11 protein-coding genes are annotated in these 11,982 nt (G+C 35.2%); 7 read left to right on the top strand and 4 right to left on the bottom strand.

Annotated features, from left to right (window positions below; translation table 11 throughout):
- Nucleotides 1–31: 31 nt before the first annotated feature.
- Nucleotides 32–694 carry a hypothetical protein gene (locus tag LVY74_RS14555; protein ID WP_237815659.1) on the bottom strand — a complete coding sequence of 221 codons (663 nt, stop codon included), beginning with the start codon at nt 692–694 and terminating at the stop codon, nt 32–34.
- Between the two features lie 202 nt (nt 695–896).
- Between LVY74_RS14555 and LVY74_RS14550 the strand changes: the two genes are divergently transcribed.
- Together LVY74_RS14550 and LVY74_RS14545 are read left to right on the top strand one after the other, a co-directional pair.
- Nucleotides 897–1,451 (top strand): hypothetical protein, encoded by a 555-nt coding sequence (locus LVY74_RS14550; RefSeq protein ID WP_237815658.1) that lies wholly within the window; start codon nt 897–899, stop codon nt 1,449–1,451.
- Nucleotides 1,444–2,442: a HEPN domain-containing protein gene (locus tag LVY74_RS14545; RefSeq protein ID WP_004889728.1), complete on the top strand. Its 999-nt coding sequence runs from the start codon at nt 1,444–1,446 to the stop codon at nt 2,440–2,442. The genes LVY74_RS14550 and LVY74_RS14545 overlap by 8 nt, the downstream gene beginning before the upstream one ends.
- Nucleotides 2,443–2,682: 240 nt before the next feature.
- Here the strand turns inward: LVY74_RS14545 and LVY74_RS14540 are convergent, their stop codons facing one another.
- The 3 genes from LVY74_RS14540 to LVY74_RS14530 form a co-directional block, all read right to left on the bottom strand.
- Nucleotides 2,683–3,264, bottom strand: coding sequence for a recombinase family protein (locus LVY74_RS14540; RefSeq protein ID WP_237815657.1), 582 nt, complete (start codon nt 3,262–3,264; stop codon nt 2,683–2,685).
- 268 nt (nt 3,265–3,532) lie between these two features.
- Nucleotides 3,533–4,000, bottom strand: coding sequence for a hypothetical protein (locus LVY74_RS14535; RefSeq protein ID WP_237815656.1), 468 nt, complete (start codon nt 3,998–4,000; stop codon nt 3,533–3,535).
- Between the two features lie 124 nt (nt 4,001–4,124).
- Nucleotides 4,125–5,297 carry a replication initiation protein gene (locus LVY74_RS14530; RefSeq protein WP_000064928.1) on the bottom strand — a complete coding sequence of 391 codons (1,173 nt, stop codon included), beginning with the start codon at nt 5,295–5,297 and terminating at the stop codon, nt 4,125–4,127.
- 913 nt (nt 5,298–6,210) lie between these two features.
- Between LVY74_RS14530 and LVY74_RS14525 the strand changes: the two genes are divergently transcribed.
- The 5 genes from LVY74_RS14525 (at nt 6,211) to LVY74_RS14505 (ending at nt 11,875) form a co-directional block, all read left to right on the top strand.
- On the top strand, nt 6,211–6,987 hold the full coding sequence (locus LVY74_RS14525) for a ParA family protein (protein ID WP_237815655.1): 777 nt from the start codon (nt 6,211–6,213) through the stop codon (nt 6,985–6,987).
- 18 nt (nt 6,988–7,005) lie between these two features.
- Nucleotides 7,006–7,905: a ParB/RepB/Spo0J family partition protein gene (locus LVY74_RS14520; RefSeq protein WP_237815654.1), complete on the top strand. Its 900-nt coding sequence runs from the start codon at nt 7,006–7,008 to the stop codon at nt 7,903–7,905.
- Nucleotides 7,906–8,053: 148 nt separating this feature from the next.
- Nucleotides 8,054–9,652: an alkaline phosphatase gene (locus tag LVY74_RS14515; protein ID WP_237815653.1), complete on the top strand. Its 1,599-nt coding sequence runs from the start codon at nt 8,054–8,056 to the stop codon at nt 9,650–9,652.
- Between the two features lie 15 nt (nt 9,653–9,667).
- Nucleotides 9,668–11,182 (top strand): alkaline phosphatase, encoded by a 1,515-nt coding sequence (locus LVY74_RS14510; RefSeq protein ID WP_237815652.1) that lies wholly within the window; start codon nt 9,668–9,670, stop codon nt 11,180–11,182.
- The gene (locus LVY74_RS14505; RefSeq protein ID WP_237815651.1) at nt 11,183–11,875 is read left to right on the top strand and encodes a hypothetical protein; all 693 of its coding nucleotides are present in this window, start codon (nt 11,183–11,185) and stop codon (nt 11,873–11,875) included.
- Nucleotides 11,876–11,982: the final 107 nt, after the last annotated feature.

Genomic DNA, 11,982 nt, shown 5'->3' with positions numbered 1-11,982 from the left:
CGTGCCCATTTTTCAGATATAAACTGAATAATTATGGTTTTTTCGCAATAATTTCCGTAGCTCTTTGATATTCATCAAGCCATGTGGCAGTTGTAGTACAGCGATAGCTAACTAAAGATAATATTTTTTGGTAATCATCAGATAAATTGCGTGTAAAAATTGGTTCGTGATGTGCAATGCGGTTACGCAAGCGTCTAATTTGCTCTAATTCATCATAAATTAGCTTTCTTCTATCTTGGATACTTACCGATGTATTCATATTGGGAAATAGATCAGTGAGATATGGATTCCAGAAACGCTGATCATGTCTGCTTGTGAAAATACTTTGCCAAAATGCGAATTTCAGCTCAGGAATAACTTTTCCTGTTGTTCGCTGATTTAATCGAGCATTTATGAGGTCTTTTTTAGGGCTAAAACCGCGAGTAGGATTAGGTAAGCTTCGTTCAAAACCTGAAGACCAGGGCCATCTATCTCCATAAATATTTTCAATTGCTCTGGATACAGTATTCCGAATAGCAATTTCACATACATGCAAAGGAATAAGTAAGGCACCTGAAATATCTGCATTCCAAGCATATAAATTTAAGGCTTCTAAATTGTCAGGTTTCTTTCCACCAGTAGCATTTTCATAGGTTGAAATTCTTGCAGGTGAAATAACGATGGTTACAGCGTCTATTATTTTCTGATTTGACATATATGCATATAAACCTTATATTGAATGCACTAGCTATGGGATTTTGTTGGCTTGCCTCCCCCCGTAGACATACGATATCTTAAAAAACCCGCCTATGCGGGTTTTTTATTGCCTAAAATATAGGCAAATAACCGATTGAATTATAAAAACTCTTACTTTTCATGTAATACATATATAGCAGAAATTTTTTTAAGGATTTACTTTGGAACCCTGTCTAGAAAATATTTTTCACAAATACTTAATTACTGACTTAAATAGTAAAAATTATGCGAAAAATTTAACAAAATTAATTACGTTCTTCATATCTAAAGGGCGTTTTCTAGAAGCAAGATTTTATTTAGACCAGTTAGAAAAAACTCATAGTGGAAATATAATTTCTATTTGTTTGGGCTATAAATTAGCGATAACTCTTTTTGATAATCAGAGTGTAATTAAATATGATAAGCTATTGTATTTGAATAGAAAAAATGATTTCGAATTGGAGTGGTATAGATTGCAATATTATTATTCAGTCAATAATATTCCGAGAATTAGAGAAAGTTCTAAGTTTTTATTATCAAACAGTTGCTTAGAACGCAATCACATAGAAACTATTTCGGAAGTTGTTTGGAATACTCATGATTATGAAATTACCGTAATGTTTCATAAATATGCCATAAAAAATAAGATTCGCTTTACTGATCAAATGGATAGATTGATTAGAAATATAGTTTTAGAGAATTTAAGAGATTTATTAGTGATGTATAAAAATGTTTAATTTTCTTATAGTTAGGGTTTTAGAGTCTAATAGTTTTACTTTACCGAATACCATCATTTATGGTGATGTAGAATTGAGACCTGCTTCAGTTGATTCAGATAAAGAACTTACTGCATTAAAAGAATCAGCTGATGATCATAGATTGCAGTTTGATAAATACACTTATGCGGCAAGGATTTGTACGATTGTTTCCTCTGAAACAGTGCTAGAGGCTCTAAGCATAGCTGCTGATCGGTTCTCTACAATTCTGGATTTGAGCGCCAGTAAATTTCATATTTCCAATGTTGATGTTTCAGAGATCGGATTTGCTAAAAATTTAGCTTCAGGTGAACTACATCCTGTTAAAAGGTGGGGATTTAACCCATCAACATCTTTTGTTATGTCCCATGGAAATATTCAGAGGATGGATGATATTAACTATATTCTTGGTTTAGATTGTGAGCTAAGTCAAAGATATTTAAGAGCTTTACATTGGGCTAGACATGGTAGACATGAAAATAATAGTCAGTTAAAGATATTATTTAATTGGTTTACGTTAGAAGCATTATTAAAAGAGGGAGAGTCTGATAATATTTCTTCAAACATATGTTTTTTAATGGGATTTCCTAATAATAAAAAAAGGTTAGAAATATCTGAACCCTTTCTAGCCAGTATATCTGATCATCCTAGATATGATTTTTGGAAGAAAAAATTAATTGAAGATGTAGATAAGATTCGAATTTTTCGAAATAACTCAGCTCATTCTGGATTTAGGATAGTTGATTTTTCAAAGCCAGTTCTGGCGTTATATAGTCAAATTATGATTTATGGAACCTCTAGGAGTTTGGGAGCTGTTCGGTTTGCATTATTAAACAATGTTAAGACGTTAGTAGAGTTCAAGGAAAATATAGCTAATATCTTTGAAAATACAGCTAGAGCTAATGATATACATGGGAATATTATTTATTCATTAGATCAAGTACTATTGAATGGAAACGATAGTTATTTGTAAGATTTCCTAAAATTAACATAATGCACGTTATACGTAATGTGTTATAACTACTCTTTTAAATCAATACTATAGTTCTCTGTTTATAGCCCTGTCGCCCATGACTGGGCTTTTTTTATGATTTTTCACGTTCCACGTTTATTTATTGAGCAAGGTTCCACGTATTTGATTAGCTCATATTAAAGATACCTTGAGCTAAAAGAGTATTCAGCAACATATCATCAATGACTTTTTACAACAGTTCTACATCAATTGATGTTCATCACCAACCTTCAAATAGCGATATACCGCTTGACGACTCATACCATATGCCTGACCTAATGCCATTTTTGAAGGGTACTTCCCTGCCTTCCATTCTGCTCTCAAAGTTTCAGCTTGCTCAGGTTTCAATTTATGTACACGGCCTTTATATTTTCCTTGCAAAGAAGCTAGTCTAATTCCTTCCTTTTGTCGCTCTAAAATGATTTCACGTTCAAACTGTGCGAAAGCTCCCATCAGTTGCAACATAGAATTATCCATAGGTGTAGATTGAGCTGTGAATGTAATATTTTCTTTGACAAACTGAATAGCAATTCCCCTTTTGACAAGTTGATCAACTTCAGTGACCAAATCTTTCAAACTTCGCGCAAAACGATCCATGGAATGCACAACAACTCTGTCCCCTTCTCGAACATAGTTCAACATTTCTTGAAATTTTGGTCGATCAGTATTTTTACCTGAAGCACGGTCAACAAAAATTCTGTCCAGTTCAATGCCCTCGAGTTGACGACCTGTGTTTTGCTCAACTGAACTGACTCGGACATAGCCTATTTTGTGACCTTTCAATTTTTCACATCCAATTTGAAGAAAAATGAATAATATCGTAAACAATAAATTTATAATTTCAAAGTTACATGTTACTTATGATTAAAAATTATTTAAATGATACATGAATATTTGAACTTTTATAGTGTAACTTTAGGGTATGCTTATACGTTCGATTCATAGAAATCTATTTAAGCTAGCGATCTTTACTTTCATCTACGGTTATTATTTGAAAATCATAATGGGATAGGCGTGTATTAAACCCCTACCCTATAATGTTATATTCTGCTCATTTATTTTCTTCTAGTATTTTTAAATGCTCTAGAGAAGACTGCTTCAATTCCATTATTTCTTTTAAATTTTGCGGATACATCTTAGCCGCTTCTTCAAATAGCTCATTCATTTCAGGCGCAGAGTATTGGTTATCAACATTCTTAGCAAAAAGTAAAATACTTGAAAGATAGAGATAACCTTTTATATAGACCTGCATCATTGTATTAAAGGCAATCAGAGCATCATCAAAGGATTTATATAACATGGTTTCTTGTTGATCATCTGCCTTATAAATAATAAGATGCTCATCATCTGTAGGTTGTAACAAGATCTGTTCCTGTATAAGCATTGCCTGGCATGCCTGTTCAAGTGACATATTCTCAAATACAGGTATCGGTTTATTTTGTTCAACGATAAAATTAACAACATAACCTTGATCTGTCTTCGTAAGTGTGTGGTTAGGAATGTAATGATTAGTTTTCATGTTCTACCTTAATGGATGAATAATTAGTTCATAGGTCTATTATTTAGCTATCAAAATATGACGTAAACTGATATCCAGCTTATTTTACACCTTATAGTGAAAAGTGTAGCAAGTTGCTACACAGTCATATAACGTCTTTTCCAAATATTTCATTCAATCGTTTTCTATTTTCTTTTACAAAATTTGGATTATTTTTTAATTTATATTTCATTTCTTTCTTAAATTCACTCATTGAACTGCCAGCTACAGCAAAATCCATTTGGAACATAATATCATTCACTATCACATTTGCTTGAGATTCAGTTAAGCACCCTTCTGTCTTAAACCACTTACTAAACTGTTTATAATTTGGGTCGTTTGCATAGATGTACCAAGACCTTACGGTCATATCGAACTTCGCACCTAATTCTTTAACAAGCGCATTATCATCAAAATTGACATCTAAATAGATTTGAGTCTTATCATTAGTATTAGATACAACAACTTCAGTGGCATGCCTATTAAGAATTTTAAATCGAACTCCGACAATAGGTCGACCTTTCTTGATGGTATCGTATTCTAATTGAAGACTAGTCCTTTCATTAATTTCTTCAATAATTTTATCTAAAACGTATCGTCTAAAATCAACCCAACGATCGTATTTTTTCTCCCCAATATCAATTAATGCTTTGATATTCTCAAGTGAAAGTTCAACCTCATAAGAATCTTGATTAGCATACTTAAATTCATTTTTGATAAAGTATGAATACAAACTCATACTAGTTACAGAGTCCAAAGCAAATAAATCTTTTAATTGATAGGTCGTAAAATTTCCATTTGCTAAACGAGTAAAATATGGAAGTACTTCACTGGTGAAACGTATCTGCAAAGCATTTTTAGCATCATCTTCCCAACGGAGTTCACGAATAATTGGTACTACTGAGTGTACTTTTTTAACTTTACGCTTATTATCATCCACGGGCTCTTCAATTACAAAATGAGCTACTCGTGATGATAATTCTTTATAAATACGATCAATAGCAACATTAATGGAATTCTTTTTATCTAATCCTAATAGTTCGCCTAAATCATCTTTATGCAAATAAATATAAGTTTGCTCTGTAATTTCACGATCTTGATTATTCTTCTCACCATAATTCGCAACAGCCATTGCATAAAGTAGAGCTTTATACTCATTAGATGATAATTCAATTGGTCTAATCAGACGGTTACTAGTGCTGACTACTCCATTATGTCGAATATTACCAATACAATAAGGTAGATGTTCTAATTCTTCTGGTTCGTTGTGATTGCTCATAAGTGGAAAGATTAAAATATTTTCTACATGTTATACACAAAAGTGGAAGAAGATGCAAACCGCTCACTATTTTCTCTTGCTTACATTAAATTAACTCAGTTTATGCCCATCAAACACCTTAAGAGTGGAAGAAGTGTCACTATTAAAGTGCAATTTTGATACTATTCAGCCTTATAGTGGAATAAATATAAAATTAAACACTTTTAAGTGACAATTCTTCCACCTTTGATAATTCATCCGCGTCGTTAAAGCAATCAATTTGAAAGTAGGAATAGCCTACAACACCACTAAAGTGGAATTACTCAACACATATTCCACTATTAAAATGACAAACCTTCCACCATTCCGGTATTCTTGACTATCAAACATCATGTTATCAATTAAATTTTATACAAATAGTTTATCCACAGAATAAAAAACATCTAATGACAAGTCTTCCACCTTTATTTTAAGAAAAACAAACTTATCAACATTATAAGTAATTGAATTATATTACTTTAAATTAAAAAATCCACGTTAAAATAAATCACAATGACAAGTCTTCCACCATAGTGACAAACCTTCCACTTATCGGTGACAGACCTTCCACTTATTAGTGACAAACCTTCCACTTATCAGTGACAGGCCTTCCACTTATCAATGACAGGCTTTCCACTTATTAGTGACACGCCTTCCACTTTAAAAACTCTATATATTTGTTTTTAAACAAATAAAATCTGTCTAATTATAATTAACTAATTAATATTAATTAATACTAATTAAAATTAGCTAGCTATATTTTAAAAAAAAGTTAAGAAATGTTTTTCCCACATCTTTTGAATTCAAAAGATAAAAATATGACAAAGGAAATGTAGCAACTTGCTACAAATATCTTTATATTAAATGAAATCAAAGTAAATTCCTTAAGACAAATATGTCAACTAAAATCATTGCTGTAGCTAATCATAAAGGTGGTTGCGGGAAAACAACTACTGTAGTACATCTTGCTTCAGAACTTGCTGAATTAGGAAATAAGGTCTTAGTAATTGATCTGGATCCACAAGCAAATGCAAGTTTACATATAGGATTAAAACACCCTAGCGAAGTTGAAACTACATCAGCTGAATTACTTATTGGTGATATAAGTCTATTATCGGAAGCATTAGAAGAAGAAACAAAATTTAAAAATGTTTCCTTAATATATGGCTCATTAACTCTTGGTAAAACTGAAGATCAATTGAAAGATGATGCACCAAGACCATCCGAGGAACTTTCAAATAAATTGGAAATTCTAGAAGGATTATATGACTACATTCTTATTGATTGCCCTCCAAGCTTAAAATTACTAACCAGCAATGCTTTAGCCGCTTCGACACATGTTATTGTTCCAATTGAATCTGGTTCACAATACGGTCTCTATGGTGTTACTGATTTAATTAATCATTTAAGTAAAATTAGAAGAGTTAACCCTGAATTAGAACTCTTAGGTGCTTTATTAATTAAACATGATGAGCGTCAGAATGTATGTAAATTAATAAAAGATGAAGCATTTAATCAAGTTGGAGAATTATTGCATACCACAATTCCAATGAGCACTAAGGTTAATCAAGCTGCAATTTTGCAACAACCTTTATTATCTGTTGATAAAAACTCAAAAGTTCGAAAAGCTTTTGAAACTTTAGCACAAGAAATTGTTCAGCGTGTCGGATAATATAATTCTGGAAATACTATGGCAAGTAATAAAGAGCTATTGGCTAAACGTCTTCAGCAAAATACTCAAAAGCATCAACATGCCCAAAAGGAGCATATTAACGATGTCAAAGAGCTAAGACGTAATGTACAAATTACAGATATTCAGGCTAGCCCTAACCAGCCTCGAAAACTCTTTAATCAACAAGATATTGAAGATTTAGCAGCATCAATTGAGGAAATTGGGCTATTACAACCAATTGCAGTTCGTAGAATAAATGATAAATATGAGTTGATTGCTGGTGAAAGACGATTGAAAGCCCACCAATTTCTCAATAAGAACACCATTGAAGTAATCATTATTGATGCATCGGATGAAGAAGTTGCTTTATTAACATTAGCTGAAAATTTAAAGCGAGAAGATCTGACAGATTATGAAATATATGTTGGATTAACTTCTTTGGATGAAAAATTAAAAAAAAATAAGCAGAAGTTAGCAAAGTCATTAGGTATGAATCGTGAAGATATGTATAAATATTTATCTTTTGAAAAATTACCTGGAGAGTTGATTGAAGATTTGGAAAAACAGCCGTCATTATTAGCACGGACCGCTGCTACAGCAGTGAAAAAGTTTCTATCAGATCATGAAGAAAACCATGAAAATGCTAAAGAAGCATTATTCGAAGCATGGTCAAAATTGCTTAAAAAAGAAGTTGAACAGACAAAACTGGCATCACTAGCTGAAAAAATCTTTAAGTCAAGAGAAACGAAAGAAGTAATTCAAACTTCAATTGTACATAAAATTGAATATGATGGGAAAGTTGCTGGTAATATCAAATTTGACCATAATACATTAAAGGTATCTTTAAAAATAGGACAATTTGATGATCAAAATTTACTAGAATTAGAAGCTTTCCTAAAACGAATGTTAGAAAAATAAAGTAAAAAAATAGTGTAGCAACTTGCTACACTATTTTTTGCAATTAGGAAAATTTATATAAGTAGTCATAATAATATTTTCATAAATTTGTCATGTAAATTGAATATTTAAAGCGTATTTTTCGACCATCCTAAGATGAGTCGATACAATGCCTTGGTATAAGAAAAAATTTAATAAACAATCAATAAGTTTGGCATGCTGTAGTTTAGGTGTAGTTATTTTAACGGGTTGCCAAAGTCTTGCTTTAATTCAATCAACTTCTGCTGCAGTACAACCACTAAAACAGCCTCAACGTGTGGTTTTTTTCTTGGGAGATGGAATGGGTATCACGACACTGACAGCTGCACGAATTTATGCTGTTGGTGAAGATGGCCAACTGCCGATAGATCAATTGCCAGAGTCAGCATTTGTTCGTACTTTCTCAGAAGATGCACAGGTTACAGATAGCGCACCATCGATGGGTGCCTATATGACAGGTGTAAAAATGAAAAATGAAGTGATATCCATGCAGACTGGAACAATTGCAGTAGAACCAAATCAGGCCGGAAATCATCAATGTGGAACCAATCCTCAGAACCAGAATAAACAAGACACCCAAACTTTACTCGAATTGGCCAAAGCACGAGGTTGGGGTACAGGGGTAGTCACAACAACGCGCATTACGCATGCTACACCAGCATCGACTTATGCCCATATTTGTCATCGTGATGCTGAAAATGACATAGCATCCCAATTAGTACCAAGTTCGCAAGGTGATACCTATCAGCGTTATAACGTCAAATTAAAAGATGGGGTTGATGTGATTCTAGGGGGGGGTAAGCGTCAATTTCTGCCGAAAGATCAAGGGGGAGAACGGATAGACCAACGGAATTTGATCGCAGAAATGCAACAAGCAGGCTATCGAGTGGTCTATGATCAAACTCAACTCTCCCAGATGAAGTTAGGAAAGAACGAAAAATTATTGGGTTTGTTTAATACTAGCCATTTAAATTATGACTTAGATCGAACCAAAAAAAACTTGCCTGAACCTAGCTTAAAGCAAATGACGTTGGCCGCTTTGGACATTCTAACCCAAAATAAAAATGGTTTTTTCCTGATGGTTGAAGGGGGGCGTATAGACCATGCTTTACATGACACCAATGCTAAGCGTGCATTACAGGATACGATTGCCCTAAATGAGGCTTTGGATGCAACCATTAAAAAACTTCGTGAAAGTGATCCTGAGTTAAAAAATACCTTGATTGTAATAACTGCAGATCATGATCACACTCTAATTTTAAATGGCTATGCCAAGCGTACTGGAAAATATGTACAAGGTCAGGAAACCAGTGTACTAGGTTTGGTTAAAAACTATGATCGTGCGGGTTTTGCCAAAGATATTCATGGACAACCTTATCCGATTATTGGTTTTGGTACGGGCAAAAAGCGTCCGACTCAAAATCGGATGGATGACCTAGTAATCAATTTGAAAGACAGTGATATCTGTCATCCAGTACAGGGTCCACAACCTAAACAAGGTGAGAAATATAGTTTTACTTATACTTTGAGTGAAACAGGCTGGTGTACGGGTGCTGCTGCAGATGACTTCCAGCAAGAAGCCGTGATTCAGACAGGTTTTAAAGATAAAGAAACACATGGTGGGGCTGATGTTTTCTTAGGTGCCATAGGGCAGGGAGCCGAGCAATTCTCGGGTAGCTTAGAGAATGTTGAAGTGAACCATCTGATTCGCAAGATCACAGGCTTATAAGTAGAGGGATATCCAATGAACAGTACATTAAAAACTTTCCCTTACCTGTTGACGCTTTTAACTACTGCAATCACCTCATGCGGTGTATGTGCTGAAAATCATTCAGATTTTAGTCCAACAAAAAATATCATTTTCTTTTTAGGTGATGGTATGGGACCTACTACGGTAACAGCAAGTCGGATTTATGCTGTAGGAGAAAATGGCAAACTGGCTATGGATACGATGAAGCATGCGGCCCGGATTAAGACCTATTCTGAGGATGGTCAAACCACAGATAGTGCGCCTTCTATGGGTGCTTATATGACAGGGCAAAAGAATAAAAATGAAGTGATAGCCATGTCGACGGGTACGGTAGCCGTTGAGCCTGAAGATGGATCACTTCCGAATGGAAAAAGCCTGGCCAAAGCTGTAAACCGATGTCCTGAGCAAGGGAGTAGTGTGGCAGCAGGGACGCCTGCATTATCTATCTTGGAGTTGGCTAAAAGTAAAGGTAAAGCGGTCGGGGTGGTGACAACGACAGAACTGACCCATGCGACCCCTGCTGCAACCTATGCGCATATCTGCCATCGTGATGCGCAGTATGATATTGCCCTACAAGCTGTTCCCAAAGGCAAGGGCTATAACCCAAAGTTGTTAGATGGGATTAATGTGCTGATGGGGGGCGGCTTAAATCATTGGACAGCGTTTGATGCTGTAGCTAACCCTAAAGGTCGTTTGGACGGTCGGGATTTACGAGCAGAGTTAAAACAACAGGGCTATCAAATAGCATTAACCCAGAATGAACTTGCTCAGACAGTCAATAATCAGAAAATTTTTGCGGTGTTTTCTGCTCAGTCGCATTTAAATTATGACCTAGATCGCTTAAAGAAACAGATCGATACTGAGCCCAGTTTGGCGATAATGACCAGTAAGGCAATTGATGCCCTAGAAGCGCAAAACCAAGGGCAAGGCTATTTCTTAATGGTTGAGGGCGGACGTATTGATCATGCCTTACATGGCAATAATGCCAAACGTGCCTTACAAGAAGCCAAGGCTTTTAATGATGCTATCCAGACAGCGTTCCATCAGGTGGATCTCAGCAATACTTTAATTGTAGTGACCGCAGACCATGATCATGTCATGACCTTCAATGGTTATGCTGCACGTACAGGGCGCAGTACAGCAGACAATCCTGGGATTTTAGGTCTCAGCTATGATTACAACGTCGCAAAAGAGCAAAATGGCTACAGCAAAGTGCTGGCTGATGGTCAGATGCATAATCCTTATCGTGATGTGAATGGTGCTACAGGCACCACATTGGTGTTTGGCAATGGTACAGGATCACGGTTAGATATTCGTGAAAGCATCAGTAATGAGCAAGCTTTTGCGGATGACTATAAGCAAGAAGTGGGTGTGCAGTTGGAGAAAAGCGAAACGCATGGGGGCGGTGATGTGATGCTTTTTGCAGAAGGCCAAAACTCGAATCTATTCAAAGGGACACATGAAAATACCTGGGTCTTCGAACAGTTAAAAAAAGCGTTTGGATTTTAAATGAAGACAATGCTACAACAGTTGTTTAAGCCGCAAAGTTCACTCATTGCATTCTCTTTGTATGCCCTGAGTTCATTGGCGTGGTCAGCAGATGAATATCGCATTAATTACCGCATTGAGCGGCTTGATAGCAATGGTGTGACCACGATTCAACAATATAGCGATAAGATGATTCGCGACGAACATAATGTTTGGATTGAGCGTTTAAATACTCAAGAACATGCACATACTGAAGCAGGAGAGCATGAGCATCAAAGCTTTGATCATGCGATTCAATGGCTACAAAAAGATAAGCCAAGTGAAATGAAAACCAAAGATGAGGCTTTTCAACGTTTCTATATCTTGCCTGATGAAAAAATGCGAGTGCGTTTGCAGGATGTAGAGCAAGAAATGCTGGGCATGCGTAGTTGCTGGCGTTGCGAATATAGCTTAATTCAGCCTGACTTATTAAAGCACGTTCCAGCTATTCAAAGTCATGCTGGTGTTCAGCATTATCAAATGCATCAAGCAGGTCAAACCTTGAATATCGTATGGAATGAAAAAGATCAGATTGTAGAACGCTATGAGTTACGACGTCCTGCGCAAGGTTATTCAAAGGTATTTTCAGTACATAAAATGAAATCACCAATTTCAACACCGTGGATACAGACTGAAAAATATAGTGACCGAGATTATTCCGATTTTAGTGATTAAAGTGGATCGGTCATTCTTCATTTTGATATGTTTTAGAGTTGATCCTGTTGAATCATCGATAAAGAGGACGCGTTTTTGACTATTTTACGAAGTAAAGAAGAGATGTT

Origin of the sequence: Acinetobacter sp. ME22, from assembly GCF_022012315.1 — a bacterium.
In the GTDB taxonomy this organism is placed as follows: domain Bacteria; phylum Pseudomonadota; class Gammaproteobacteria; order Pseudomonadales; family Moraxellaceae; genus Acinetobacter; species Acinetobacter brisouii_A.
The sequence above is the reverse complement of the archived record's forward strand: the minus strand, read 5'-3'. Positions and strand labels throughout refer to the sequence as shown.